The 24,047-nt window shown below is 56.0% G+C and carries 31 protein-coding genes and 2 tRNA genes; 6 read left to right on the plus strand and 27 right to left on the minus strand.

Going from position 1 to position 24,047, the window contains the following annotated elements:
- Positions 1-13: 13 nt before the first annotated feature.
- The 19 genes from SIB64_RS05175 to SIB64_RS05265 form a co-directional block, all read right to left on the minus strand.
- The gene (locus tag SIB64_RS05175; protein WP_413442223.1) at positions 14-898 is read right to left on the minus strand and encodes a phycobilisome linker polypeptide; all 885 of its coding nucleotides are present in this window, start codon (positions 896-898) and stop codon (positions 14-16) included.
- A 154-nt stretch (positions 899-1,052) separates the two neighbouring features.
- Positions 1,053-1,766, minus strand: coding sequence for a pentapeptide repeat-containing protein (locus SIB64_RS05180; RefSeq protein ID WP_413442224.1), 714 nt, complete (start codon positions 1,764-1,766; stop codon positions 1,053-1,055).
- 7 nt (positions 1,767-1,773) lie between these two features.
- Positions 1,774-2,532 (minus strand): phycobilisome rod-core linker polypeptide, encoded by a 759-nt coding sequence (locus tag SIB64_RS05185; RefSeq protein WP_413442225.1) that lies wholly within the window; start codon positions 2,530-2,532, stop codon positions 1,774-1,776.
- Positions 2,533-2,603: 71 nt separating this feature from the next.
- Positions 2,604-3,197 carry a phycobilisome polypeptide gene (locus tag SIB64_RS05190; protein WP_413442226.1) on the minus strand — a complete coding sequence of 198 codons (594 nt, stop codon included), beginning with the start codon at positions 3,195-3,197 and terminating at the stop codon, positions 2,604-2,606.
- Positions 3,194-3,613 carry a hypothetical protein gene (locus SIB64_RS05195; RefSeq protein WP_413442227.1) on the minus strand — a complete coding sequence of 140 codons (420 nt, stop codon included), beginning with the start codon at positions 3,611-3,613 and terminating at the stop codon, positions 3,194-3,196. Before SIB64_RS05195 ends, SIB64_RS05190 begins: the two co-directional genes overlap by 4 nt.
- 212 nt (positions 3,614-3,825) lie before the next feature.
- Positions 3,826-4,470 carry a TVP38/TMEM64 family protein gene (locus SIB64_RS05200; protein ID WP_413442228.1) on the minus strand — a complete coding sequence of 215 codons (645 nt, stop codon included), beginning with the start codon at positions 4,468-4,470 and terminating at the stop codon, positions 3,826-3,828.
- 460 nt (positions 4,471-4,930) lie between these two features.
- Positions 4,931-5,170, minus strand: coding sequence for a hypothetical protein (locus SIB64_RS05205; RefSeq protein WP_413442229.1), 240 nt, complete (start codon positions 5,168-5,170; stop codon positions 4,931-4,933).
- A 22-nt stretch (positions 5,171-5,192) separates the two neighbouring features.
- Positions 5,193-5,265: transfer RNA gene (locus SIB64_RS05210), tRNA-Phe, on the minus strand.
- 30 nt (positions 5,266-5,295) lie between these two features.
- Positions 5,296-5,793 (minus strand): ComF family protein, encoded by a 498-nt coding sequence (locus tag SIB64_RS05215; protein WP_413442230.1) that lies wholly within the window; start codon positions 5,791-5,793, stop codon positions 5,296-5,298.
- A 172-nt stretch (positions 5,794-5,965) separates the two neighbouring features.
- Complete coding sequence (locus SIB64_RS05220; RefSeq protein WP_413442883.1) at positions 5,966-6,241, minus strand: DUF2470 domain-containing protein; 276 nt, start codon at positions 6,239-6,241, stop codon at positions 5,966-5,968.
- 282 nt (positions 6,242-6,523) lie between these two features.
- Positions 6,524-7,357: a phycobilisome rod-core linker polypeptide gene (locus SIB64_RS05225; protein ID WP_413442231.1), complete on the minus strand. Its 834-nt coding sequence runs from the start codon at positions 7,355-7,357 to the stop codon at positions 6,524-6,526.
- Between the two features lie 170 nt (positions 7,358-7,527).
- Positions 7,528-8,775 carry an FGGY-family carbohydrate kinase gene (locus SIB64_RS05230; RefSeq protein ID WP_413442232.1) on the minus strand — a complete coding sequence of 416 codons (1,248 nt, stop codon included), beginning with the start codon at positions 8,773-8,775 and terminating at the stop codon, positions 7,528-7,530.
- A 7-nt stretch (positions 8,776-8,782) separates the two neighbouring features.
- Positions 8,783-10,009, minus strand: coding sequence for a methionine adenosyltransferase (gene metK, locus SIB64_RS05235; RefSeq protein WP_413442233.1), 1,227 nt, complete (start codon positions 10,007-10,009; stop codon positions 8,783-8,785).
- Positions 10,010-10,037: 28 nt separating this feature from the next.
- The gene (locus SIB64_RS05240) at positions 10,038-10,817 is read right to left on the minus strand and encodes an HAD family hydrolase (RefSeq protein ID WP_413442234.1); all 780 of its coding nucleotides are present in this window, start codon (positions 10,815-10,817) and stop codon (positions 10,038-10,040) included.
- Between the two features lie 12 nt (positions 10,818-10,829).
- On the minus strand, positions 10,830-11,930 hold the full coding sequence (locus SIB64_RS05245; protein WP_413442235.1) for a 30S ribosomal protein S1: 1,101 nt from the start codon (positions 11,928-11,930) through the stop codon (positions 10,830-10,832).
- A gap of 98 nt (positions 11,931-12,028) precedes the next feature.
- Positions 12,029-12,505, minus strand: a complete 477-nt coding sequence (nrdR, locus tag SIB64_RS05250) for a transcriptional regulator NrdR (protein WP_413442884.1) — start codon at positions 12,503-12,505, stop codon at positions 12,029-12,031.
- A gap of 218 nt (positions 12,506-12,723) precedes the next feature.
- Positions 12,724-12,819, minus strand: coding sequence for a photosystem II reaction center protein T (locus tag SIB64_RS05255; RefSeq protein WP_028953714.1), 96 nt, complete (start codon positions 12,817-12,819; stop codon positions 12,724-12,726).
- Between the two features lie 21 nt (positions 12,820-12,840).
- Entirely contained in the window at positions 12,841-14,400 is a 1,560-nt protein-coding gene (gene psbB, locus SIB64_RS05260; protein WP_413442236.1) for a photosystem II chlorophyll-binding protein CP47, read from the minus strand.
- A complete protein-coding gene (locus tag SIB64_RS05265; RefSeq protein ID WP_413442237.1) occupies positions 14,360-14,509 on the minus strand; it encodes a hypothetical protein in 150 nt (49 codons plus the stop codon). Before SIB64_RS05265 ends, psbB begins: the two co-directional genes overlap by 41 nt.
- Positions 14,510-14,581: 72 nt before the next feature.
- Here SIB64_RS05265 and SIB64_RS05270 point away from each other — a divergent pair, with 72 nt between their 5' ends.
- Positions 14,582-15,022, plus strand: a complete 441-nt coding sequence (locus SIB64_RS05270) for a 2Fe-2S iron-sulfur cluster-binding protein (RefSeq protein WP_413442238.1) — start codon at positions 14,582-14,584, stop codon at positions 15,020-15,022.
- Between the two features lie 59 nt (positions 15,023-15,081).
- The gene (gene psbM, locus SIB64_RS05275; RefSeq protein WP_413442239.1) at positions 15,082-15,186 is read left to right on the plus strand and encodes a photosystem II reaction center protein PsbM; all 105 of its coding nucleotides are present in this window, start codon (positions 15,082-15,084) and stop codon (positions 15,184-15,186) included.
- A 2-nt stretch (positions 15,187-15,188) separates the two neighbouring features.
- Here psbM and SIB64_RS05280 read toward each other — a convergent pair whose 3' ends face one another.
- Positions 15,189-16,037 carry a universal stress protein gene (locus SIB64_RS05280; RefSeq protein ID WP_413442240.1) on the minus strand — a complete coding sequence of 283 codons (849 nt, stop codon included), beginning with the start codon at positions 16,035-16,037 and terminating at the stop codon, positions 15,189-15,191.
- A gap of 44 nt (positions 16,038-16,081) precedes the next feature.
- Between SIB64_RS05280 and SIB64_RS05285 the strand changes: the two genes are divergently transcribed.
- The 4 genes from SIB64_RS05285 (at position 16,082) to SIB64_RS05300 (ending at position 19,169) form a co-directional block, all read left to right on the plus strand.
- On the plus strand, positions 16,082-16,543 hold the full coding sequence (locus SIB64_RS05285) for an acyl-CoA thioesterase (RefSeq protein WP_413442241.1): 462 nt from the start codon (positions 16,082-16,084) through the stop codon (positions 16,541-16,543).
- Between the two features lie 74 nt (positions 16,544-16,617).
- On the plus strand, positions 16,618-17,676 hold the full coding sequence (locus SIB64_RS05290; RefSeq protein WP_413442242.1) for a DNA-processing protein DprA: 1,059 nt from the start codon (positions 16,618-16,620) through the stop codon (positions 17,674-17,676).
- A gap of 36 nt (positions 17,677-17,712) precedes the next feature.
- On the plus strand, positions 17,713-18,591 hold the full coding sequence (gene prmC, locus SIB64_RS05295; RefSeq protein WP_413442243.1) for a peptide chain release factor N(5)-glutamine methyltransferase: 879 nt from the start codon (positions 17,713-17,715) through the stop codon (positions 18,589-18,591).
- Positions 18,588-19,169, plus strand: coding sequence for an L-threonylcarbamoyladenylate synthase (locus SIB64_RS05300; RefSeq protein WP_413442244.1), 582 nt, complete (start codon positions 18,588-18,590; stop codon positions 19,167-19,169). The genes prmC and SIB64_RS05300 overlap by 4 nt, the downstream gene beginning before the upstream one ends.
- 191 nt (positions 19,170-19,360) lie before the next feature.
- On the opposite strand, the gene SIB64_RS05305 is transcribed toward SIB64_RS05300, so the two are convergent.
- The 7 genes from SIB64_RS05305 to ctpZ form a co-directional block, all read right to left on the minus strand.
- A tRNA-Thr gene (locus SIB64_RS05305) sits at positions 19,361-19,432 on the minus strand.
- Positions 19,423-19,632 (minus strand): helix-turn-helix domain-containing protein, encoded by a 210-nt coding sequence (locus SIB64_RS05310; RefSeq protein ID WP_413442245.1) that lies wholly within the window; start codon positions 19,630-19,632, stop codon positions 19,423-19,425. Before SIB64_RS05310 ends, SIB64_RS05305 begins: the two co-directional genes overlap by 10 nt.
- 37 nt (positions 19,633-19,669) lie before the next feature.
- The gene (minE, locus tag SIB64_RS05315; protein ID WP_413442246.1) at positions 19,670-19,942 is read right to left on the minus strand and encodes a cell division topological specificity factor MinE; all 273 of its coding nucleotides are present in this window, start codon (positions 19,940-19,942) and stop codon (positions 19,670-19,672) included.
- A gap of 4 nt (positions 19,943-19,946) precedes the next feature.
- Positions 19,947-20,759: a septum site-determining protein MinD gene (gene minD, locus SIB64_RS05320; protein ID WP_413442247.1), complete on the minus strand. Its 813-nt coding sequence runs from the start codon at positions 20,757-20,759 to the stop codon at positions 19,947-19,949.
- Between the two features lie 57 nt (positions 20,760-20,816).
- Positions 20,817-21,467, minus strand: a complete 651-nt coding sequence (gene minC / locus SIB64_RS05325) for a septum site-determining protein MinC (RefSeq protein ID WP_413442248.1) — start codon at positions 21,465-21,467, stop codon at positions 20,817-20,819.
- A 10-nt stretch (positions 21,468-21,477) separates the two neighbouring features.
- Entirely contained in the window at positions 21,478-22,737 is a 1,260-nt protein-coding gene (locus SIB64_RS05330; protein WP_413442249.1) for an HD domain-containing protein, read from the minus strand.
- Entirely contained in the window at positions 22,734-24,014 is a 1,281-nt protein-coding gene (ctpZ, locus tag SIB64_RS05335; protein ID WP_413442250.1) for a carboxyl-terminal processing protease CtpZ, read from the minus strand. The genes SIB64_RS05330 and ctpZ overlap by 4 nt, the downstream gene beginning before the upstream one ends.
- Positions 24,015-24,047 lie beyond the last annotated feature (33 nt).

Genomic DNA, 24,047 nt, shown 5'->3' on the forward strand with positions numbered 1-24,047 from the left:
GTCGTGAATGAATTCAGGTCACCGGCGTGATGCTGGCGATCTTCCCTCCTTCGCGGTGAATCCGCTTGAACTGCTCAGAGAGCTTGTCGAATGGAACGTAATACACACGGTTACTGCGTGTATAACGAGAGATCCGACGAAGATTGTTGGCGCTGTAGGCGGTGACCTCTACGCGGTAGGTCATCCCTTGGTCGCCGGCACCGACACCAAGCCGGGTTGGCGCATTCTGAAGATTAGGAGCCGGACGGAAACTCCAGCCTGTTGCTTCGAGAGAGGAGGGCGGAACAACCGCAATGGGTCTGTTCTGATATGCCGCACCTCCAAGCTTGCTGCTGTTTCCAGCCAAATCGCCTTTGAGGCTGCTGCTGCTATTGCCTCTCAGAAGTTGGAAGCACCAGGTGAACTCCTGCATGGTGCCGCAGCTTTCGGTTTTCCAACCCCGTTGGTAAGGAACCGTCCACTCGCCAAAGGTATTTTGATAATCATTGGAGTCTAAAAAGCTGTCGATATCTGCGTTGTAGCCCTTGCTGTCCAGACGCTCGGCGTGGTCACGCATCTCATTGAAATCGACAGGCGCACGACCCAGAAGGTGCCGGAAAGCGAGTTCGATGAAGCGGTAGCGAGCACAGTTATCGAAGAAGCGAGTGCGGTACAGGTCGCTCTTGGCAATTCTGCGAACCAGCTCGCGCACGCTGATCTCGCCAAGCTTGAACTGGGATTCAGCAATGACTTGGCGCTCGCTGTCCATGACGTACGCATTGCCAAGCACCTGCTTGTACACAGCGCGAATCATCTGTTCCTTTTTGGTGTCGTCGTCACCAGGGATCAGCTCGAGCGGTGCTTCACTCTCTTCTGCGAAGCGTTCGACCCCGAGAAGCGAGGCAGGACCGAAGGGCATGAATGTTCTCGCGTTTTCGCCATGCAATAGTCAGTCAGAAAGGATGTTGAGGAGCGGGTTCTTTATAAACCTCAATCAATATGTCCAAATGTTGCGTGGAATGGCCATTTCTGGAGGTCGGGAACGTGGCTGAACGCCATGGGGACATCGGCCTCTATGAGTTGCTGGCTGGTGTTCTCAGCGATTCCAGGCTGTGTCTGGTGGTGCTGCGGGTGAGTGGGTTCCAGCAATCCAATTCTGTGATTGGTCGAGTGAGCAAAGACGACAGTTGATCCTCCAGGCCAACGCAAAGCGAGAAATCAGCGCCCTTGATCGATTGCACCGAATCGAGGGCGGCGTCGTGGAGATCTGCCCCTCGTAGATCAGCCATGTCGAGTTCGCTTGTTCCGAAGCGCGCCCCGCGGCACATGGCGCCGCGTAAGACGGCTGATCGCATGTCTGAACCAGCCAGAGACACTCCATCCAGTCGTGCGCCACTTAAATCTGTACCGCTGAGATAAGCGCCCATCAGGACTGCGCCACGCAGATCGATTCCGCGTAGGTCGGCGTTGTTTAAAAATGCGCCATTGAGCTTGGCACCTGGTCCGATGGCGCCACTGGTCCTCAAATCAAAGTCATCAGGAGCTTTTGTCTGGGTGTCGTAAATCGCTAGGCGAAGATCAGCCTCTTGGAGCTGGCATTGCCTCAGATCACTGCCGCGTAGATCAACCCGACAGAGTTTGGCTTGACGTAGATCAAGGCTTCCCAGAACCTCACCACTCCAGTTGGCACCACGGGCATCGATGGGTGCTGCTTCAGAGATCTGGCTTGGCAGGAGGGCTTCCGGGGCAGACCAATTGCCCAAATTCAAGGATCCGGAGCTCGCCATTAACGCTTTACGTGCCCAACATCAACACAGCGATCGTAAGGATGACGCGCACGATCTCAAAACCGCCGATCGCAAAGACACCAAGGAATAAATAGAGGCTCCAACGGGGAGGCCGTTCGTTCGACCATGCAGTCGATGCTTGCAGCACGCTTGTTTGCGTCATGTCCCTCACGCAACCTCTTTGAATTAGGGCATTGCGCCAGTCCGCTCCGTAGCGGGGAAAACGTTGATAGATGGGCATTTCGCCGATGTCACGTCCAGGAACGACTCTTCCCCTTTGAACAGGAGGGAGGTCATAGCCGAAGTTGGCCATGTATTCGTCGGAATTGAGCAACGCATCAATAAAGGTGTTGAAGCCTTTTTCTCCGATCACAATCGACCAGGCCAGGCGTTCAGCCTCTCCGTGCACTGGGCGACCCAGAACACGCCCCACGACCTGATCAACCATCCGGTAATTGGAGCTGCACTGGTAGTACCCCTGTTGGAAGCGTTCAGAAAGCAGCAGACCGCGTATAAAGTCACGCATGGTGATGTTGCCACTCCTCAGCTGGGATTCGAGAAATAAATCCCGATCGCACTGCATGGCGTGAAAGAAGATCTGCCGGTATGCCTGTTCGATCATTTCGTCGATATCAGCCCTGTAAGTCGAATCAGCGGAACTAATCGAGCCTGTGAGCTGGATGCGAACGGTATCCACGTCGCCTGCAAGGTTGCTAACCCGGTTGTTCTGACTGGTAAGTGGATACGTCTGTAGAGGGATCGCCATCGCGCGTTTTTAAGTAGAAATACCTTGATGACGATCATCCCTTAAGTGGATGAGCCGGTTGATCTTGCTTATCAGCTCTTAACCGCAGAATTGTTGAGGTTGTCCAGCAGGTGGTCGAAACAGGCACGAACCAAGGCTTGTTCACTGGAGGATGGAGTGGTGGCAATGCAGAGCTCCTGCAACGTCTGCAAGGCAATCCGCATTGCGTTGATCGGAACGTCCATTCGGATGTAAAGCTCCCGCAAGGCCACCATCCCCTCAAAATCTGTGAACTGACTCTGCCCAGCTGCGATCGCGTAGAGCACAACCCTCAGAAAATTCCAGCAATCCCGCCAGCAGGCGTCAGCGCGATCTTGTGGATGCAGCGCCCCGCCTGGTTGGCAGAGATCCGGGAACTGACGGTTCAGTTCTGCGCGTGCTTGCGCAACGAGGGAATCAGCCTTTCTTTGAAGCTGAAGCGGCAGCCCAATCCCGATGCCTGACGCACGGCAAATCATTCTGAGTTCCTCAGCTGTCAGAGGACGTTTTGCTTGGTCTGCCTGTTGGATGAGGTTGCGTGTCTGGTTTGGCAGATCGGCCTGGTCGCCGAGTCCACACACTTTCGAGAGCGCGATCAATTGGTTGAGATCGAGTTGGTTGAGATCGAGTGCATCAACCGAATTCATTGACAGGCCACAGGTGACGCGGTCAACCATCCATGTCTTTCAAGATAAAAAGCCCAGATCACTCCATCCCCGAGGCCAAAACAGTGCTCTCGGGCCGCTGCAGCCAATGCTTGCGGGACCTTCAGTTGTTGGAGGAGATGCTCCACATTCGCCTGGCCTATGACCTCGACAGCGCGAATTGCTGAACCCACGACCCAGGTCAATGACGTGTCATGCAACGGGCCATCACTTCTCTCGCAAGCCAGCAGCAGAGTGCAAGGGGACTCTTGGCGGTCGAGGGTGTCTTGCCAAAGCTCGATATTGTCTGGCTTTAAGTCGATTCTGAATTGCCCTTCGTCCAAGGGCATGCATAGCTCACCGCTGCTCCCGGCACGGGTCATCAGCGACTGAATTCTTGGATCCTTGAGTCGATCCATAGGGTGATGCCGTTGAAACGCAATGTACGTCCGCTTTCCAGCTGAAAAATCTGTAACCAGACAACTGTTCACGGATGCTGTTCTGAAGCCAGATGCGCTCGATCACTGGAGATGCAGTGCTTCTGATCTGATCGAGAAGACTGGAGCAGATCCTGAAATGTTGTGTCTTCATCCCATTGGCTTCAGTCTCACTGGGCTTGGATGCCAAGAATTCAATCGCATTTTGAATGGTGAGATTTTCTCTTTAACAATCCGGTCATTGTCGCCAAGGCAAACATGGCAAGTAGGGCAATACCCAGTATTAAACCCGCTCCCTGGGTTACCCCAGCACCAACAGCAACGATGATCGAGTCGCTGATCAAAACACTGATTAACAGAGCAGGCGCAAAGATCCTCCAATGGGTACGGCTGATGCCAATGGCGTAACTCAGAAAGTCAAAGAGGCCGGTCATTAATAATCCTGTCATCAGGAAAAAATTCCCCTCCAGCTGGTTTTGACTGAAACCATCGATCCGACGCATCGCAGATTGACCGACGAGGCGACTCACGGGCTCACGACCCCACTTCCGAGCAATCAAAAATGCTCCGCTGCAGAACAGAAGATCAGACAGGACAATCGTTGTGTATCCGGTTTTAAAACCAAGCAGTGATCCTGCGAGAAGCGAATAGATCGAACTAGGTAAGGCTGGCAGGATGATGCTGACTCCGCGGAGTAAAAAGAGCCCAAACGGAGCCCAAAATCCCATCTGTTTGACGACTTCCTGAAGCGGCTGTATATATTTATGCAAGAAGAAGCAGATGAGCACAAAGGCAACAACTGCCACAATTATTTTTAACCACTTTCCGTAGCCCGGCATTGACAAATTTTGAATTTTGCTCGAATAGTTTAGATCAGTGTGGCGTCGAGAATGCGATTCTGTGACATGTCACATAGAGCGGTTGTCTCAGCAGGTCTGACCGTGGTGACAGGACTGCAATCCCTTTGCTGTGGAAAATTTTCCCCGGACAGATAGCATTGGTCAAAATGTTCTGAAAAGGTCAGATTTTTGAACATGATGCCCTCGCCGCCCGTTACCCTCGAACGTCCTTATGCTTGTGTTACCAGCTGCTGTGAACTAGCGGGGATCATTTCTGATCGATGTTCTGTTTTAGAGGAACGTTTGGATCAATTGGAGCAGTGCTCCCATCGACACCTGATCATTGGGGCAGCGCCTGATCGATCCAACAGCAACTCGATCCTTGAACAGCACAAGGAACGTTGATTCATCATGGGATCAGCTTGCTTTCTTTCACCATCTGAAGCCGTGGTCTGACAGCTCAATTGAGCTCAAGAAGGCGGATCCTGAAGGTCGCAACCTGTCTGGCCATGTCAGGCGAACTAATCAGGAAAGGATGGTCAGAGAGTTTGGCAAGAACGGCCTCAAGATGCTCATCTCGGTTGGCGGGAGACTCGCCTCCAGCTCGCAGATGTTTCCAGGTTCGATCAAAGACCATTGCAAAGCTGTCCGCGTTGTTGAAAACGCGGTCAGTCTCTGCATCAGGAGAGACGAAAGACACAGAAAAATAGACATCAAAGAGATGCCAGGACCCAGATTTGAACTGGGGACACGGCGATTTTCAGTCGCCTGCTCTACCAACTGAGCTATCCCGGCGTGCCGCTTCAGCGACCCCTGAATCTTAAATCACCGCCTGTGGTTAGGGGTGCGAGCCAGGCAGATCAGCCCGGCAACCCGATGTCCCGCTTCCTTGAGCGCTGCACTGGCGGAGAGGGCTGTTGCTCCCGTAGTGAGGATATCGTCCACCAACCACAGCAGAGGCCTTGGACTGCTTTTCGCTTGGGCAGGCTCCGCACGAAAGGTCCCTTTCAAATTCTTAAGCCGTTGATCACGTCTCAGGTGATGTTGTCCCGCGGATGCACGGCAACGGTGCAGTAATGGTCGGACGGGTTGTTGGAGGTTGGAACAGATCCGCTGCGGCCAAGGGTTGGCATGACGCTGTTTCCAGCTCGGTATTGGGACCAGCTCGATGTTGTCGTCCTCCGGCATGATTTCGCTCAACAACTGGATCAGGCTCTGCACGCTCCTTTGATCGGGGCGACTCCGCAGTTTGAGAAGAAGCGCTCGAAACTCGTTGCAGTAGAGGCCGAGCGCTTTCCAGGGAAGAGGGTGTTCACCGCTCATGCCTTGGATCGGAAGATCAAGCTTTGTTCTGCAAGACAAACAAGGCAGTTCTCTCAAGTCCCCATCATTAGGTTGTCGACAAAGTGGGCAGCTGGGTTCGATCAGAAGGATCCGTCCCGCTTTAATCAAGGACTGCAGCACTCCATTGAGCCGGCTGTTTTGAGCATTCCCCTCAGGAAGCGTTCCGAGGCATCGCTCGGAGCATGGCTACGAGTGTTTTGTGGGCATCTTCGCTGTCCGTCAACGCGTGGTCAAAAGGGATTTGAATGGACTGGCCATCGACCTCCAGTTCCATCGCCTCGGCTGTCACGGCAAGCATGCGTGCTGCGGATGGGGTTGCGACCCCTCCGTAATGGCAGGCGTAAGCCAGAACGGCGTCAGCGTGGTCGTCATTCATGTGGGCGCAGATACGAGCGCTCACATCTGGAGTGAGGGGGTCTGCCGCCATGGTGTCGAAGGTGGTAGGGGGATCTCGGGGGAGCTGGCTTGGTTCAGCCGAAACGTTGCCAAAGCAATGTTCCAAGCCTCACCGCGCTGAACGCCACATAGCAGGAGAGGGCCACGAAAAGAAGAAGTGAAAGCACTTCTTGTGGTTTTGTGGGCATCACTGGACTGCGGTAGTAGGTGGGTGGGCAAAAAAAAAGCATCCGACAAGCAATGTCGCGATGCTTTTCAAAAATGGTAGTCGCTGGCTCCAGAGCGGAGGAGCCAGCTGTTCTGGCTGGAAAAATCAGGCCCAGGTTTTGGCAGTCTTGGGTTGGAACATCCGTTTGAATGCCGCCGAATTGGGATCCTTGACCGCACTGGAGTACTTGAAGCCGGAGACATCGAATCCAGTGGACGCACTGATGTTGCGTGCGTTGCTGAATTCCATGACCAACTGGCTTCTGCCTTCAATGGTTGTGTCGGAAGCCGCGTTGGCGGGTGTGACACGGCCGAGGTTGACGAAGGTCGAGCAGTAAGCCCCTGCGGCTGATGTCCAGGCGCGCAAGTAGGGAACAGTGTCGGTGCCGAACACTTCAAGGTATTCACCTGAGCTTGTGACGCTGTCAACCATTGCATCGAAACCCTGCTCTGCGATCAAGGCGATGTATTGGCTCACCTCAGCTTGGTTGATCGGAGGACGTCCGAGCAGATGCTTCAGGTTGAGTTCGATGCCTCGGATCGGAGACACCTTTGAAAAATAGTTCGCTTTATAGAGATCTGATTTCGCCAACCCAGCCACAAAATCTCGAACGGAGATCTCACCGTTGCTGAGCTTCGATTCCAGCTCTGTGCAGCGTTGGCTGTCGGTCGGACCCAGGTTGCCGAAAACCTGTTTATAGGCTGCTGAGATTGTTGTTTCGAGAGCATCGCTGCCGGTGGCGGCATACTCGTCGGCAGTCACAGCGAATGGACATTCGCTGTGAAGCCGCTGGCCAATACCAATTCCCATGTCAGAGCACAGGTTTTCCTTGTACTGGTGAATGGTCAGCGCCGCACCACGAGGGGAAGGGCCATTGGATGCGGTGTAGGACAGACGATTCAGGCTTGTGAAATCACGCGTCGGCTTGATAACGACCATTTCTGATCCAGGAAAGGATTCTGGACGCTGAGACTAAATGGATGTTTTTATTTCCTCGCTGCTGTTGTCGGCCTTGCAACAAAATTTTTGAGTGCATTGAAATTGATAAGGAAATTGAAAACCTTTTCGAAAGGGTTGTCGTGAGTCTGTCATCAACTTCGCAAGCATTCTTAATGGCTTGATTGGTGCTCCATCAGCCCCTGGCGGGCCAGTTGCGCTACCCCTGCTGCGGGCGGCATGTTGCAGCTCAAGACTGGGCATCCGAGCCTTCGCTCTCGCATCCTTCGCCATTGCGGGTTGCGGGCTCCGCCTCCCAGACTGATGACGCGACTAGGGGTGGGCGCCCCAAGTTCTCTCAGTCGTTCCCAGCCAAGGGCTTCGATCTCCGTCAGGCCTTCCAGCAGGCCGTGCAGATAAAGCGCATCGCTGACTGGCCGAGGCTCCAGCACTGGCTGAAGATTGGGATCATCCACTGGAAAGCGTTCGCCGATGCTGTTGAGGGGCCGCAACACCAAGCCACTGCTTGTGTCTGGATCGATCTGCCGACTGAGCTCCTTCAGCTCCTCATCCGTGAAGAACCGGCGCAGCACCCCTGCTCCCGCATTGGAGGCTCCACCGCAGAGCCAGCGTCCACCCACCCTGTGTCGCGTGATACCGGTTGCGGTGATTGGAACATCGGTGAACCGCTTGATCACTAGGGTTGTCCCCAGCACAGTGATGCCGTCTCCTGGCTCCGTGTTGGCGGCGAGCACGGAGGCATTCGAATCCGTCGTCCCTGCTATCACCTTCATGTTGATGGGAAGGCCAAGCTGATCGGCTCTTTCTGCAGTGATTACTCCGAGCAATGCACCACTGGCACGGATCGTTGGAAGCGCATTGAACCAGTGAAGAGCTTCAACCGCGGGGTGCCATCGATTCAGGTCAAGATCCCATCCCATGCGGAGATTGTTACCTTCTTCCCCCCAGCGCCAGTCAGATAGCAGCCAGCCGCTGATCCAGTCCGCCTGATGTCGTAACAGGCTGTTCGGGCCATGGCGCTGAATCAAATGCATCGCTCTGGCCAGGCTGCCGCTGCTGCTCGAGGCCGAGCCACCCTCTGGAATCAGCTCCTTGAGGTTGGCTTCAAATTCCGGAAAAGCGACGTTGTAGAGCAGTGCGTCTCCTAGGGGACGGCCGACTGAATCGCAGGCAAGCAGGGTTCCTGAGGTGCCATCCACCGCAATAGCTCCGAGCTGGTTGCGAATCTGATCGGGGATGGCTCGGATCAGAGTCCGGACTGCCTGGAGCCAGCTCTCTGGATTGTTCGGCCTGGAGTTGTAACCGATGGACGTGTTGTGCACCAGACGCCCCTCGGAATCCAGCACAGCGACGCGAACGCCGCTTGTGCCCAAGTCGATGCCGAGAACAGGCGATGGCATCGCTTGATCAGGCTTTTCTCAGCTCCTCAGCCTTGGCGTCGACGTCTTCCCAGGGAGCCTTCAGATCAGTACGACCAAAATGGCCATAGGCCGCAGTGTCTTGATAGAAGCGGCCTCCACGCTGCTGAGGCAGGTTGCGTAGACCGAATATTTCGATGATTGCGCCTGGACGCAGATCGAAGTGGTTTTGCACAAGGGAGGTGAGGTCATCATTTGATAGATCACTGGTGCCAAATGACTCCACCAAGATCGACACCGGCTTGGCAACACCGATCGCATAGCTCAACTGCACTTCAGCCCGTTCCGCAAGCCCTGCAGCCACGAGAGATTTGGCGACGTACCTAGCGGCGTAGGCGGCAGAGCGGTCCACCTTCGTGGGGTCTTTGCCAGAGAAGGCTCCACCACCATGACGGGCATACCCCCCGTAGGTATCAACAATGATCTTGCGCCCCGTTAGTCCGGCGTCCCCTTGAGGGCCGCCCACCACGAACTTTCCGGTTGGGTTGACCAGATATTTGGTCGCTTCTCGACTTGGTTTCAAAGCCAGATCGGCTGTCGCCGGTTCCACAACGTGGGTCCAGAGGTCCTTGGTGATACGTTCCCGGATCCCCTGCTCGTCGTCGATACCGGCCACCTCGGCGGTGTGTTGCGTCGAGATCAGGATGGTGTCGATCGCGACAGGTTTGTCGTTCTCGTAGACCACGCTCACCTGGGTCTTGCCATCGGGCAGGAGGTAGTCAAGGGTGCCGTTGTGCCTCACTTCGGACAGGCGCCGTGCGAGTCGGTGGGCCAGGCTGATCGGTAACGGCATCAGCTCGGGTGTCTCGTTGCAGGCGTACCCGAACATGATTCCCTGATCCCCCGCACCCACAAGATCGAGGGGATCGCCGGCATGGTCATCGGCTTCATTCACCCCCTGGGCAATGTCTGGAGACTGCTGATCGAGAGCCACAAGGACCGCACAGCTGTTGGCATCAAATCCACCGGCCCGGGCTCCGCTGTAACCGATCTCCTTGATGACATTGCGCACCAAGTGAATGAAATCCACCTGCGCTTTGGAGGTCACCTCCCCTGTAATCATGCAAAGCCCAGTGTTGACCACTGTCTCGCAGGCCACTCGGCTCGCTGGATCCTGATGAAGGAGAGCATCCAGCACAGCATCACTCACCTGATCACATATTTTGTCCGGATGCCCCTCCGTGACGGATTCTGAGGTGAAAACGTATCGACTCATGTAGTGGGCATTGTGTTTGCGGCGGACTTTAAGTGCCGACTTGGATCGAGAGCTCGTTCCAGTCGTCGATTAGCAGAGCGGCGGACGGTAGATGAGGTTTGCTGGTCCACCCACCGGTGTAACCAATCACGAGTCCAATGCCTGATGCTGCAGCCATTTGTAGGTCCGTTTCCGCATCGCCGATCAGGGCACACACTTTGGGGTCTAGATCAAGCTTGTTGCAGAGCTGAGCCACAGCTTCAGGATTCGGTTTGGCTGGAAAGTGTTCTGCACTCCAGCAGGTTTGAAAGCTCTGGCACAAGCCGTGACCCTCTAGGAACCGTTGGATGCCTTGCTCTGTGTCGTTACTGATCACAGCGAGTTTGATCCCAGTGGTGAACAGCTGCTGAATGAGTGAGGCCGAACCAGGAAGCAGAGGATTCATGATGGCTGGTGCTTGCGTAAGGGCCCGATCAACCCTGTTGAAGCTGTCTGTCGCCATTTGATGCGCCGCCGGCCAGCTGCATTCCATCAGGCAAAAAACTGTGGCCATCGACGTGAGGTTGTCGTGCCTTGAAGCAACAGCCAAGGTGCCTGCTGGATCAAGACCGTTCGGCATCACACCGAAGGCTCGCTTCAGATTTTCGCGGAGCGGCGGACACACTGATTCGGGCCGACCCCCTGCAACCCAAAGCTCAATTGCTGAATTGATGCGGGCCTCAGCCAGGTTTAGCAGGTGAGGTTCACTGTGGGAAAGGGTGCCGTCCTTATCAAACAGCACCCCTTCAATCGCACCGATGGGATCTCCTTTAAAGAGCAGATCGACCATTCCAGCGATGGGTCAAACCATCATCACGCCAAGTTCTTCACCTTCTTCAGCCTGCTCAAGCAGCATTTGCTTGTAACGGGCTGCCATTTCCTCGGCCTTGTCGAACACCTTCTGTGGATCGGTCAACATGTCACCGGGCTCCGGTTCCAGTGCCTTCGTTGACAGGGAAATCCTGCCTCGCTCAGCGTCGAGGTCGATGATCATCACCTTCATTTGGTCATTCACATTCAGGACCGAGTGCGGAGTCTCGATGTGCTCATGGCTGATTTCTGAGATGTGCAGCAGTCCGCTGACACCACCGATATCAATGAAGGCGCCATAAGGCTTGATGCCACGAACCGTTCCGACGACAACCTCGCCCACTTCAAGACGATTCATCTTGCGCTCAACAAGAGCACGGCGATGGCTAAGCACAAGTCTGTTGCGCTCTTCGTCCACTTCGAGAAACTTCAGAGGCAGGAAATCGGCAACCAGTTCTTCCTTGGGCTTACGCGTGCTGATATGCGAGCCAGGGATGAAGCCCCGCAGGCCTTCGACCCGCACGAGCGCACCACCGCGGTTCGTAGCGAAAACCTCGGAATAAATCGTTGCGTCTTCCTTTTGCAGCTGGCGAACGCGTTCCCAGGCCCTCTGATACTCGATCCGACGGACAGATAGAGCTAACTGACCATCCTCGTTTTCTTCACTCATGATGAAGAACTCGCGGATTTCTCCAGGCTGGAGCACATCGCCCAGTCCTTCCACCCTGTTGATCGACACCTCTTGTAGAGGCATGAAAGCGGCGGTTTTTGCCCCAATATCGATCATCGCTCCCTTGGACTCAAGGGCGAACACAGTGCCGTTAACGATGTCGCCGGGCTTGAAGTTGTAATCGTATTTGCTGAGCAGAGCAGCGAATTCATCCAGCGTGAAGCCGGCATCATCAAGATTGCGGGGGTTGGCCCTGCTGCTCGGGTCGTCCGCGCTGGGAACATCCTCAGGGATGCTCAGGTCTTCCTCTGCGAAAGCCTGCTCGCCATCTTCAACGGTCGATGAAGTCGCTTCGGCGGCTGCTTCTTCGGTTGCGCCTGTGCTGACTTCTTGAACCTGCTCTTCCGTGGGGGTTGCGGACATGGGCTGTTGGCGGTCTACCTCATGTGGGTAGTTCGAATGAGTCACGCAACGTGCCCGCCGACACGCTGCGGAGAATCATCAACTCTACAGAGCAGCCTTCAGCTAACGGCTGCGAGGTGTTCCTGCTCCCGATTCATGGTCTCCAGGGTTGAGACGAAGTCGTCAATCCCGCGAAATTGGCGGTACACAGACGCGAAACGGATGTAGGCGACTTCACTGACGTCTTTGAGCTGGGTGAGCACGAGCTCGCCGATCTCAGCGCTGCTCACTTCCCGGGCACTCCGCTGTTGCAGCTGAAGCTCCAGTGCCTCGATCATTTTTTCCAGACGCGAGGTGTCGAGCCCGGTCTTTTCACAGGCACGATTCATCCCATGCAGCAATTTGCTGCGATTGAAGATCTCGCGATTGCCATTCCGCTTGATCACTGTGATTGGGACCGTTTCGACCCTTTCGTATGTGGTGAAGCGGAATTCACAGTTCAGGCATTCCCTTCGACGTCGGACGCTGCGCCCTCCATCAGCTGCTCTCGATTCGAGAACACGACTATCAGTGTTTTGGCAGGAGGGGCACTGCACGCCCAAATTTTCTCGGAAGTGCACCAACTTTAGACAGTGATATGAGTCTTGAGAAGGGTGTGCACGACATCAGTCTCATCTCTGATCCCCTCTGATCCCTTTCGCAGCGGTGAGACTGCCTGATTGTTGGTGCGCTGGTGAGACCCATCTGCGACCTTGGGGAAGAGAGCTTTGGCAACAAAAAACCCCGCCGAAGCGGGGTTTGAACTGCTATAAGGTCATTTGCCGATCTTTGGCGGATCGCGGAAGGCAATTGCGAAAAAGAGAGTTGCAATCGCGAGGGTGAGAATGAGGATGTAAGCAAGGCTATCCATCAGAAGTCTCCAAGAGAGCGATTATTTGAGGGGAGAGCCTGCAGGAGGCACGTAGCCATCCGGCAAGCGACGGGTCGACTTGTCGCCGAGTTTGGCGAACAGGCCGAATTCCACTTGGTCGCCGAGATCGGGATCGATACCAGCGAACACATCTCTGTACAAGGTACGTGCACCGTGCCAGATGTGGCCGAAGAAGAACAGAAGGGCAAAGGTTGCGTGTCCGAAGGTGAACCAACCACGCGGGGAGCTGCGGAACACACCATCAGAGTCGTAGGTCTCACGGTCAAAGTCGAACGCTTCTCCAAGCTGAGACTTACGAGCGAGTCGTTTGACGTCAGCTGGATCAGTGAAGGTCTTACCGTCGAGAGCACCTCCGAAGACTTGGGCCTTCACACCTTGCTGCTCAAAGGAGTATTTGGCTTCGGCACGGCGGAAAGGAATGTCTGCGCGAACAATGCCTTGCTCATCTTCAAGAACCACTGGGAAGTTCTCAAAGAAGTTCGGAAGTCGGCGAACTTGAAGTTCACGGCCTTCACGATCAGAGAAGACGATATGGCCAAGCCAGGAGGTGGGTAGACCATCTCCGTTCACCATCGGTCCAACACGGAACAGGCCACCTTTTGCAGGACTGTTGCCGACGTAGTCATAGAAGGCAAGCTTTTCGGGAATAGCGGCATAAGCCTCATCACGAGTCTTGCCGTCATCCATCGCCGTTTGTACGCGACGATTGATTTCGGTTTTGAAGTAACTCTGATCCCACTGATAACGGGTCGGTCCGAACAGTTCGATCGGGGTTGCAGCTGCTCCGTACCACATCGTTCCAGCAACGATGAAGGCTGCGAAAAACACAGCTGCGATCGCACTTGCCAGAACTGTTTCGATGTTGCCCATTCGGAGTGCTTTATAAAGCCGTTCCGGTGGACGCGTGGTGATGTGGAAGATGCCGGCAATGATTCCGACAATTCCAGCAGCGATGTGGTGGGCGACGATGCCGCCGGGGTTGAACGGGTTAAAACCCTCTGGTCCCCAGGAGGGTTGAACGGGCTCCAGGTGACCTGTGATTCCGTAGGCGTCTGAGATCCACATCCCCGGGCCAAACACCCCCGTGAGGTGGAAAGCTCCGAAACCGAAGCAGCCGAGGCCGGCAAGAAGCAGGTGGATCCCGAAAATTTTGGGGAGATCCAGAGCTGGTTCACCAGTTCTTGGGTCTTGCCAGATTTCGAGGTCCCAGAAGGTCCAATGCCAGATGGCGGCGAGCATCAAAAGGCCGCTGAAGATGATGTGGGCTGCTGCCACACCTTCAAAGCTCCAGAAACCGGGATCAACTCCCGTTTCGCCGGTGATGCTCCATCCACCCCAGCTGCCGGTGACTCCAAGGCGAGCCATGAATGGCATAACGAACATGCCCTGACGCCACATCGGGTTCAGGACCGGATCGGAGGGGTCGAAGATGGCTAGTTCATAGAGGGCCATGGAGCCGGCCCAGCCGGCAACAAGGGCTGTATGCATGAGGTGCACAGCCAAAAGGCGGCCCGGGTCATTAATGACAACGGTGTGCACCCGATACCAGGGCAATCCCATGGGTCAGGTTCGGGGGACAGGGCTGCCAATGCAGCCAGACCCCGCGATCGTAAAGGTTGTCACTGGAATGCCGGCGCCGGAGCATCAGGGTTGCAACGTGCAGTGACACGATTCTTTGGTACGAGCTGTTCACAAAACGCAACCCTGGATCCCATAGTGACGTGTCCCTGAGGCAACCCCCATGCCGGTAATCCGTTTTGTTCGCGAAGGTCGGGACGTGGAGTGTTTCCCAGGAGAGAACCTCAGGGAGGTCGCGATGCGAGAGGGCATTCAGCTGTACGGATTGAAGGGGCAACTTGGGAATTGTGGAGGTTGCGGTCAGTGCGTCACCTGCTTTGTCGCCGTCGTCGCCGACGAAGGATCCCAATCCCTGTCTGTTCGTACGCCCGTCGAGGAAGCCAAGCTTCGGCGGCGTCCTCAGGATTGGCGTTTGGCATGTCAAGCCATGGTGGAGCGTTCGGTGATGGTGCTGACGCGCCCCCAGGTTCGACTCCCTGACGCCCCAGCCCGCTTGAAAGCTGCTTCAGAGGCTCCGCTTCCACTAGGGCCGACCGCATGGCCTGCGCTTCCTGAGACTGAAGAGGATCTCTCCGAAGCTGCTACTGCCGATGAAGAGGGCTGAGGTGTTCCGGTTCTGGAACGCGGCCCGGTGATACTTTCGCCTGGCTTGTTCCAGAGGCCATGGAAACCAACGATCTCGGATTCGTCGCCAGCCTTCTCTTCATTCTGGTTCCGGCGATCTTTTTGATCATCCTTTACATCCAGACCAACAGCAGGGAAGGTTGAAGTCAGTTTCGTTCAGGTTCCCGAACTAGAAGGACCGGGGTGGGTGCATGCACCCTGATGTAGTCACTCACTGATCCACCCAGAAGCTTGTCCAGGTCAACGAGGCCGCGAGCAACAAGAGGACGGCGATCTTGGGAGGCGATGACCAGCAAATCAGCCTTCGCTTCCTGTGCGGCTCTGCAAACAGTCCGTCCAATGTCTGATCCAGTCACGTGGATCGGCTGCAGTTCGATTCCGTAGCCGCGGGCACGCTGAACAGCTGCATCCAATACATCGTCAGCTTTGCTGCGACCACCGCGGGTCGGCGAGATGTCTTGACGCGTGACATGAATGCCAGTCAGGGTTCCTCCAGGAATCTCCCTGACCAGTTCACACGCCACTCGGATTGCGTCATCACCAACCCCTGTCCCGTCGACCGTCACCATGACCCGGTTGACGTGGCGGACATAGAGATCGTCCCGCACCAGGAGCATCGGGCGAGTCGAGAGTTGAAAAACGTACTGACTCGTGCTGTTGGCCAGAATCGATTGGAGGCGACCTAGCCCCCGTGATCCCATCACGATCAGGTCGCTGTTAACTTCCTCCGCCACTTTCAGCACGGTCTGTTTGGCGTCTCCATCGCGCACCATTAGGTTCACGTTTCCGCTGTTGAGGCCCATCCGGTCGATCGCCTCCTTCAGCATCACTTCAGCGCTGCTGCGGTGATCATCCGCTTCTGATTTCGCCTGCTCCGGAACCACGTGCAGCACATTGACTCGCGCACTTTTCAGGCTGGGAATGTCCTGGAGCATCCGAACCATTTCTTCGACATGTCCCGATCCCGAGTCGGCGATCAGTAAATTTCTGAACACTGTTGTGCTGCAGTCTCCCTGGAAGCCTATGGGGAGGATCTCTGATGACCAGAAAGCTGAGGAACAGCGTTACGACAAACCCCTGGAGGATTCGAAAAAGGGTGTTGCCCCAGCACACCGATCTTGCCGGTGTGGTTTGGCACGGCACCCACATCGCATGGTTGGAGGAGGCGCGAGTCGAGGCTCTCGTTGCAGCAGGCTTGTCCTATTCGGCCATGACGGAGCTTGGGATTGAGATGCCCGTGGTGTCTTTGCGGATTGACTATCGCCGCAGCTTGAGGCATGGCGATCTGGTGGATCTGGAGAGCATCTGCGGCGATCAGCGCGGCGTCCGCTGGCCCTGGTGCAGCCGACTCCTGTGCGGCGACGATCTCATCGCGGAAGCCCAAGTGGAGCTGGTGATGATCGGGATGGATGGCAATGAAAGGCGGGTGTTGAGACGCCCGCCGAGCCCTCTGCACGAGGTCATGAATCGCTTGATTGGCGGCCCGCCAAGCCATGATTAGATGAGTACAGGTGTACTTGTCGCGCAATGCGCCATTGGCGATGGCTTTGGAGTTGCTGCCCAGGTATTGGGCCTGTGAGGCTGCGTGCTCTTGAGGCTTCGGCTCAGGCTGAGGGAATGGGGCTGGAAGATTGCTGGCGTTTGCCGCGGGATCAGCTCCGGGAAATGCTCGGTTGGTCGTCATCTCTGCTCGACAGGATTGAGGGATATCGCAGTCGTCATGGCGTCAATCCTGATCTGCGCGTGCCGGCCGATCTAGTGATGGTCGGGGATGACGCTTGGCCATCGTTGCTGGATTGGATTGATAGGCCCCCCCTGGGATTGTTTCTGCGCGGGAAACGCAGTCTTCTGGCCTGTTTGCAAAAGCGTCAGGCGGTGGCTGTGATTGGAACCCGGGCTGCTTCTTCCCATGGGCAGAGGATGGCCTTCAATCTGGGCCAAGAGCTGGCTGTTGCAGGATGGCCAGTGCTCAGCGGTTTGGCGGAAGGGATTGACGCAGCTGCTCACCGAGGATGTCTGAAGGGAGGTGGATCACCTGTTGCGATTCTGGGGACAGCCTTGAACAGGGTTTACCCTCGCCATCACGAATCACTGCAGGAGTCCGTTGGTCACTCCGGCTTGTTGATCAGTGAACATCCGCCAGGTACCTCCGTTCAGCGTGGACATTTCGCGTCGCGAAATCGCTTGCTGGTTGCGCTGGCTTGCGCTGTTGTTGTCATCGAGTGTCCGGAGCAGAGCGGTGCTCTCATCACCGCCCGGATTGCAGCCTCCGATGGTTGTCCTGTCTGGGTTGTTCCAGGCGATGCCATGCGTTGGTCCGTCAAAGGCAGTAATGCACTTCTGTGCGAAGGCGCGGCTCCGTTGATCTCCACTGACGTTTTGATTCGCGATCTGGGTCCAGGGCCCTTGACGTCGGTTGGACAGCAGCCGCTACGGGTAACGGAGTCCAAGGCATCGTTGTCTTGCTCCCAACGCGAGTTGTTGAAGTTGATGGATCAGGGAACCTCTGTTGAGGAGCTTTCGCTTTTGCGGGGTTGCAGTCTTGGTTGTGTTGTTCGTGATTTGCTGCACCTTGAAGTGAATGGCTTGGCTGTGTGTTATGAGAGAAACAGTTGGCGTTCTGTTCAACATTAATCAGTGCCTGATTTGCGATTGAGTGGTAAAGAGCTTTTGGCTTGGAGGTCCCAGGAATTAACGCGCGGTGGTACTGCGCAAGACCTTGATTGGCTGTTGGTGCTAAGTGGTGCACTGGCTTTGGGCGATCTTCAGCTTCTGTTCATTGATCGCGATCGCATTGTTTGTATGAAGCGATCCTTGGCCGAAATGCAAGCTCTTTGGAAGCAATATCTTGAACAAAATGTTCCCCTTCAGCATCTTGCCGGTCTTTGCCCATGGCGGGATCTGATGCTCGAAGTTGGTCCTGTGGCTTTGATCCCGAGGCAGGAAAGTGAAGTGCTGCTTGATTTAGCTCTTGCGATTCCACGCTCTGCGCCCATAGGTCGATGGGCGGATCTGGGGACTGGCAGCGGGGCGCTCGCCATCAGTTTGGCGAAGGCTTGGCCCAAGGCGGCAGGACACGCTGTTGATCAGAGCGCTCAAGCCCTCGCACTCGCTGAACGCAATTTCAGGCTTTGTCGACTCAGCAGGTCATGTCAGTTGCATCAAGGCAGTTGGTGGCAGCCTTTGTCGCCCTGGTTCGGAGCGTTTGATCTTGTGTTGAGCAATCCCCCTTACATCCCTTCCGGGTTGATCAACGATCTGCATCCGACGGTGCGTGATCATGAGCCGCGTTTGGCTCTCGATGGTGGTGCTGATGGATTGGATTGCATCCGAACGATTATTGCGGGGGCCGTTCAGGCGCTTGCTCCAGGTGGTTGGTTGCTTTTGGAACATCACCATGACCACAGCCAGCGCGTGTTGACGCTTCTGCACGAGGCAGGTCTATCGGATGTTGGATCTGGCGCTGATCTAACTGGGACCGTCCGCTTCGCGAAGGCATGCCGCGCCCTTGACGGTGTGGAGACTGATCAAACCCAGGTTTCACAATGACCTCGGTGGTTGATTCTGCTGAGCTGGCGAAAAGGCTGCTTCAGGGCGAACCGGCTGTTATTCCAACGGATACCGTCCCAGGCTTGGCGGCAAAACCCGAGCATGCAAAGCAGTTGTGGCATCTCAAACGTCGTCCCGCGGACAAACCGCTGATCTTGATGGCAGCTTCCGTACAGCCGTTGCTCGATGCGGTTGAAGAGCGCTGTCGTGAGGATGCTCGCCCTTTGATTGATCGCTATTGGCCAGGAGCACTCACACTGGTGCTCCCCGCGAAAGGGCCGCTGGTTGACCAGCTCAACCCAGGTGGGAACACCCTTGGAATACGGATCCCGGCTTGCGCTCTCACCCTTGAACTGCTGCGTCTTAGTGGGCCTCTCGCCACAAGCAGCGCCAATACTGCAGGCCAACCACCTGCCGCAACGGCTGCTGAGGCAGCTGCTTTTTTTCCCGATGTTGCCCAGCTCTCTCAACCCTGGCCTACACGGTCGGGTCTTGCCAGCTCGGTGGTCAAGTGGCACTCAGCGGGGACGTGGCAGGTGCTCCGTCAGGGTGCTGTGATGCTTTCAGACATCCCTTAGATCTTGTTAAGTCTGATCGGTGCCTGCCTTGTTCTGATTGCGCTTTTCCATTGGTTATTGGAGCCAGCAGAAACTCTGCTCAGGTCATTGCTGGAACTAAGGACGCTCGGATGGGTGGGACTCGCCACAGCTGTATGGATTTTTTCCAGTTCTAATCATCAGAAGTCTCGGCATTAAAGGGGGTTGTTGTAAGCCGGCTAACGGATTTGAACCGATGACCTTCGCTTTACAAAAGCGCTGCTCTACCACTGAGCTAAGCCGGCATGGGGCTCATCGTAAGCATCCACAGGGCCAACTCCAGACGGTTGGCGCAACCAGTTTTGGCCATGGCACGGCTGAGGTGGCACTCAACGGTGCGTGGACTCAACACAAGCCTCTTGGCGATGGCTTTGTTGCTCAAACCTTCAAGAAGAAGAACGCTGACTCTGATTTCTGATTCGGTCAGAGGTTGTTGGACCCGCATGAATGAACCCGGACTGGTGCTTCAGAGAGCATTCCCCTCAAGTCGGACGATTGACTGTGGCTCGAATCGGCAGATTGGCAACCAAGGCGGTGACACGGTCTTCCGTTTCCAGGCTGACATCACCACCTTCCACATCGATCTCCACATAACGAGCAACCACTTCCAGAATCTCGCGCCTCATTTGTTCAAGAAGCTCGGGGTTCAGATCGCTTCGATCATGAGCCAGAACGAGCTGCAGGCGCTGCTTCGCAGTGCTGGCGCTGCTGGGCTGACGGCCCAGCAATTTGTCGATGAGATCTTTCAGGGTCATTGATTCAGAAGATCTTGGTTTGCATCAGTTTCCGCATCCTGGCCCGGAGTCCCCTGCGAGCTTGAGACGGGTCCATCAGTGGAATCTCCTCACCTTGAAGCCGGCGGGCAATGTTGTGATATGCCTGAGCAGCTGGCGCTGAAGAATCCCCAAGAGTGAGCGGTTCACCTCGGTTGGTGCTGACAATGACTTGCTCATCTTCAAAGACAAGACCAAGCAACGGCAAGGCCAGGATGTCGGTGATGTCGTCAACTGAGAGCATCTCCTGGTTGGTCATCATTCGAGGGCGTACGCGGTTCAGCACGAGTTGAACGGGAGCAACCCCTTGGATGTTCAGCAGCCCGATCACTCGGTCTGCATCCCGCACGGCCGCTACTTCAGGCGTCGTAATGACCAACGCCTCTCGCGCGGCAGAAACGGCATTTTTGAAGCCATCTTCGATGCCGGCAGGACAATCGATCAACACATAATCAAAACGCTTCTCAAGGAGTGAAACGATCGACTGCATGTCCTTTGGTGTGAGCCATTCGAGCATTCGAGGGTTACCGGCTGGCAGCAGACAGAGATTTGGCTCTTGCTTGTGTTTCACCAGGGCCTGCTCGAGCCGGCAGCTCTCTGCCAGCACCTCCTGGGCGGTGTACACAATTCTGTTTTCAAGACCGAGCAACAGGTCAAGGTTGCGCAGGCCGAAATCGGCATCAAGAACAACGGTTGTTTTGCCCTGTTTGGCCAAGGCGATCCCCAGGTTGGCTGTGCTGGTCGTCTTTCCGACGCCGCCCTTGCCTGAGCAGATCAGAATTGTTCGCGTCGTCGACACCAGACACACAGTTTTGTTTGGCCAGAATAATCAGAGTGTTTCTCCTGACAACCGACATCACCGCCCGATGAAGCCCTGCGCCGGTGCCGGTTCAATCACGATTTCACCATCCTGAAGACGAGCTTGCTCAACAAGTCCTGTCTGGGGTTGATCCTCAGGTCCTCTTGCGACGACATCAGCAATGCGCAACTGCACTGGGCGGAGCTGCAGCGCGATGATTCGAGCTTGCTTCTCGCCATGCTGACCAGCATGGGCAGTGCCACGCAGGCGTCCCCAAACCATCACGTCTCCATCAGCACTGATCAGAGCCCCTGGGTTGACATCCCCGAACAAGAGAATGTCCCCATCACTTTGCAGGTGATCTCCTGAACGCAATGTTCCTTGGTGGAACAGAAGCTCTGAGTCTGTCGTTGGTGCGTCGCGGGGTTTTTGCGAGCCGATCAGATCGCTCGACAGCCTGGCTGAAAGGCCAAGGGCACTAGCGCATACGAGCGTTTCGGGATTTGTTGCGCTCACCTCGAGAAGGTTGCAGCCCATGCCGGCCATCGTTTTGCGGAGTTCGTTCAGCTCTCCACAGGTGAGCAGCCATGCGCCACAATCGAGGCTGATCGCTCCTGGTTGGAGTTGATTCAGCAGCACAGGCAAGGCATCACGCCAGTGCTGTACGTGGTGGTTGGGCAGTTCAAGCCCCTGCATCGGACCGCGCATCTGAGTTCCTCTATTGAACGGTCAAACCGGCTTGCTTCATCGCCTCTCTGAGTTCAACTTCGATTTCACCGGGATGAATCAGCCATGAGGTCGCCGCTGGTGTGGTCAAGCTGGCCACCAGTGTTGAAGCCGTTTCGAGAGCCTGAAGCTGATGACCATTCCAGAGTCGAAGGCCGCCCCGATAGGGGTGATATCCCCTTAACTCCTGATGGCGAAGCCCGCAGCAAAGACTTGGATCCATCCCTTTCTGTTCTGCAAGACGCCCAGCGATCGCCAGTGCTTTGAGTTGCTCTTCCCGACCGAGTTGGTCGACAGCCAGCACCTTGAGAAGGCGTCTGTTCAGGAATCGACCGCAGAGTTCTGCAAGGGGTTGGGGACCTTCCTCGTGCCAGCGCTGAAGGTGATATCCCGTCCGCAGATCGTCGTTGGACAAGAAGTGCTCCAGGCTGAGAGTGCTAGGACCCCAAAGCCAGGAATGCATGACGGAGTCTGCCCAGACATGGGCAGGGCCCATACGACGTGCGGTCCGCACCAGCTGCTCCAGCAGCCAGTTGCACATCACGTTGAGGCGGTGGTTGTAAACACTCCGATACATGAGATTTCGGACCACCAGGTAGTGCTCCACGGCCATCAGACCTTTGGGGTGGATCGCCAAGTCACCATCGGGGGCAAGGGTCATCGCTCCCAAAACGCGTTCAAGATCGAGATGTCCGTAGCGAGCACCTGTGCTGTAACTGTCCCGCAGTAAGTAGTCGAGACGATCACAATCCAGTTGACCACTCACCAGCCGACGAATCACCATGCGTTGGGCCCGTCCTTCTTCCAGCAGAGCAGCAACGGAATTGGCCGTCCCCTCTCTGTAGTTTTCGAGAGGCCCACGCAACTGTGGATGTTCACGGATCAGGCGCGCTGACCAGCTCTCGTGGTGCAGTCCGAACATTTCCTCTCCCGTGTGGCTGAGGGGGCCATGTCCCACGTCGTGGAGCAGAGCTGCAGCCAGCAGTAGTCCTTCGTAGGGCTCCAGAGCGGGATCGCATGTGCGCAGGTGATGAAAAGCTCGTCTGGCGACGTGGCACACCCCAAGGGAATGGGTGAAACGACTGGATTCGGCTCCATGGAACGTCAGGAACGCAGGTCCTAGTTGGCGAATTCTTCTGAGTCGTTGGAATGGGGCGGTATCAACCAGGTCGATAACAAGAGCTTCAGCCGGGTTGTCATCGTTGAATGTGATCGCTCCATGAAGCGGGTCGTGATAGGTCCGCTGGCTCATTCATCAATACTTTCCAGGGGTGTCTCCAGCAGAAAGCGCATGGCGTTCATCGCTTCCGAAATCCACAGGTCGCCCTCACTGCCCGGGTTTAAGGGTTCTGGCCCATCAAGCAGTCGTTCGGGCTCGATTCCCTCGCCTTGGATGTTTCGCCCACTTGGGGTTACGTAACCCGCCACCGTTATCGCCAAGCCGCTGCCATCGCTGAGATTGGTCAGGGTCTGAATCAACCCTTTACCGAAGGTCTGGGTCCCGATGAGTGACGAGCGACCGTTGTCCTGCAACGCGCCGGCCAAGATCTCGCTGGCGCTGGCTGTCCCCCCGTTGACAATTGTCACCATTGGCCCGTCATAGAGGGTTTCGAGATTGGCCTGGATCGTGTCGAGGAGGCCATCCCGATCTCTTGTCTCGACGATGGGATCACCGCTGAGGAAGTCATCCGCAACGGCAAGTCCAGAGCTCACAAGTCCTCCGGAGTTGTTGCGAAGGTCGAGCACCATCCCTTCGATGCTTTTGTCCTTCAGTTCTTCAAGTGCTTCTCGCACCTGAACTGGAACCCCCTCCGTGAATTGCGTAATGCGGATGTACCCCAGAGTGTGGGTATCGACCCGCAACCGTCGGGTGCGCACCGGTCGGAGATCAACCTGACGGCGCTCCAAGGTCACTTCATCGTCGCTGCCGTCTGTTCGTCGGATCCTGAGGATGACCTGTGTTCCAACGTCCCCCCGCAAGGCATTCGCAGTGCCTTCAAGACCGAGAGATTCCACAGATTCCTCGTTCACAGCCAGCAGTTCCATGCCGCTGGTGAGTTCCGCATCCGCGGCGGGAGAGCCGTCGAGAGCCGAGATGATCACGACCTGATTTGGACTTTCCGCTGGGCCAAGCTGCAGTCCCACGCCGCTGAGGTTTCCGCTGGTGCTGGCTTTTAAGGCCTGATAGTCCGAAGGTCTGAGGAGACGGGTGTAAGGGTCGTCGAGGGCACTCAGCATGGTTTCGATCGCTGCATAGGCGTCCTCACTGCTGCTGATCGACTGCTCAAGAGCTTTCTGCCGCTGGCGGCGCCACCGCACGCGATCGAGCTGTTCAGGATCGACATAACCCTGATTCACCAGTCGCCAACTTTCGACCACCAGTTGCTGGGCATCGCTGAGGGCATGTCCGCTGCCAACAGACGGAACCAGGAGCAGAAGCAGGCTCAACCCCACGCTGCAGATCAGGCGATGACCTGCACTCCTCAGTCGCCGGAAGGCTTTTGAATATTCGTTAACAGTCGGATACATAGCGATCCTCCCGGCGCATTGGCAGAAGTGTGC

Origin of the sequence: Synechococcus sp. MIT S1220 (assembly GCF_047303025.1) — a bacterium.
Lineage (GTDB): Bacteria > Cyanobacteriota > Cyanobacteriia > PCC-6307 > Cyanobiaceae > Parasynechococcus.

What these genes read in the sequence shown, in the direction of transcription:
- SIB64_RS05200 (WP_413442228.1), bottom strand. Translation starts at nt 4,470, where the DNA reads ATGCCGGGCTACGGAAAGTGGTTAAAAATAATTGTGGCAGTTGTTGCC.
- psbB (WP_413442236.1), bottom strand. Translation starts at nt 14,400, where the DNA reads ATGGGATTGCCCTGGTATCGGGTGCACACCGTTGTCATTAATGACCCG.
- minC (WP_413442248.1), bottom strand. Translation starts at nt 21,467, where the DNA reads ATGCGCGGTCCGATGCAGGGGCTTGAACTGCCCAACCACCACGTACAG.
- ctpZ (WP_413442250.1), bottom strand. Translation starts at nt 24,014, where the DNA reads ATGTATCCGACTGTTAACGAATATTCAAAAGCCTTCCGGCGACTGAGG.
- SIB64_RS05180 (WP_413442224.1), bottom strand. Translation starts at nt 1,766, where the DNA reads ATGGCGAGCTCCGGATCCTTGAATTTGGGCAATTGGTCTGCCCCGGAA.
- SIB64_RS05230 (WP_413442232.1), bottom strand. Translation starts at nt 8,775, where the DNA reads ATGCCATCGCCTGTTCTCGGCATCGACTTGGGCACAAGCGGCGTTCGC.
- minE (WP_413442246.1), bottom strand. Translation starts at nt 19,942, where the DNA reads ATGACCCTGAAAGATCTCATCGACAAATTGCTGGGCCGTCAGCCCAGC.
- SIB64_RS05215 (WP_413442230.1), bottom strand. Translation starts at nt 5,793, where the DNA reads ATGAGCGGTGAACACCCTCTTCCCTGGAAAGCGCTCGGCCTCTACTGC.
- SIB64_RS05245 (WP_413442235.1), bottom strand. Translation starts at nt 11,930, where the DNA reads ATGTCCGCAACCCCCACGGAAGAGCAGGTTCAAGAAGTCAGCACAGGC.
- psbM (WP_413442239.1), top strand. Translation starts at nt 15,082, where the DNA reads ATGGAAACCAACGATCTCGGATTCGTCGCCAGCCTTCTCTTCATTCTG.
- SIB64_RS05270 (WP_413442238.1), top strand. Translation starts at nt 14,582, where the DNA reads ATGCCGGTAATCCGTTTTGTTCGCGAAGGTCGGGACGTGGAGTGTTTC.
- SIB64_RS05330 (WP_413442249.1), bottom strand. Translation starts at nt 22,737, where the DNA reads ATGAGCCAGCGGACCTATCACGACCCGCTTCATGGAGCGATCACATTC.
- SIB64_RS05190 (WP_413442226.1), bottom strand. Translation starts at nt 3,197, where the DNA reads ATGAATTCGGTTGATGCACTCGATCTCAACCAACTCGATCTCAACCAA.
- SIB64_RS05220 (WP_413442883.1), bottom strand. Translation starts at nt 6,241, where the DNA reads ATGGCGGCAGACCCCCTCACTCCAGATGTGAGCGCTCGTATCTGCGCC.
- SIB64_RS05240 (WP_413442234.1), bottom strand. Translation starts at nt 10,817, where the DNA reads ATGGTCGATCTGCTCTTTAAAGGAGATCCCATCGGTGCGATTGAAGGG.
- SIB64_RS05310 (WP_413442245.1), bottom strand. Translation starts at nt 19,632, where the DNA reads ATGCGGGTCCAACAACCTCTGACCGAATCAGAAATCAGAGTCAGCGTT.
- metK (WP_413442233.1), bottom strand. Translation starts at nt 10,009, where the DNA reads ATGAGTCGATACGTTTTCACCTCAGAATCCGTCACGGAGGGGCATCCG.
- SIB64_RS05225 (WP_413442231.1), bottom strand. Translation starts at nt 7,357, where the DNA reads ATGGTCGTTATCAAGCCGACGCGTGATTTCACAAGCCTGAATCGTCTG.
- SIB64_RS05285 (WP_413442241.1), top strand. Translation starts at nt 16,082, where the DNA reads ATGACCAGAAAGCTGAGGAACAGCGTTACGACAAACCCCTGGAGGATT.
- SIB64_RS05185 (WP_413442225.1), bottom strand. Translation starts at nt 2,532, where the DNA reads ATGGCGATCCCTCTACAGACGTATCCACTTACCAGTCAGAACAACCGG.
- SIB64_RS05195 (WP_413442227.1), bottom strand. Translation starts at nt 3,613, where the DNA reads ATGGATCGACTCAAGGATCCAAGAATTCAGTCGCTGATGACCCGTGCC.
- SIB64_RS05300 (WP_413442244.1), top strand. Translation starts at nt 18,588, where the DNA reads ATGACCTCGGTGGTTGATTCTGCTGAGCTGGCGAAAAGGCTGCTTCAG.
- SIB64_RS05175 (WP_413442223.1), bottom strand. Translation starts at nt 898, where the DNA reads ATGCCCTTCGGTCCTGCCTCGCTTCTCGGGGTCGAACGCTTCGCAGAA.
- SIB64_RS05255 (WP_028953714.1), bottom strand. Translation starts at nt 12,819, where the DNA reads ATGGATAGCCTTGCTTACATCCTCATTCTCACCCTCGCGATTGCAACT.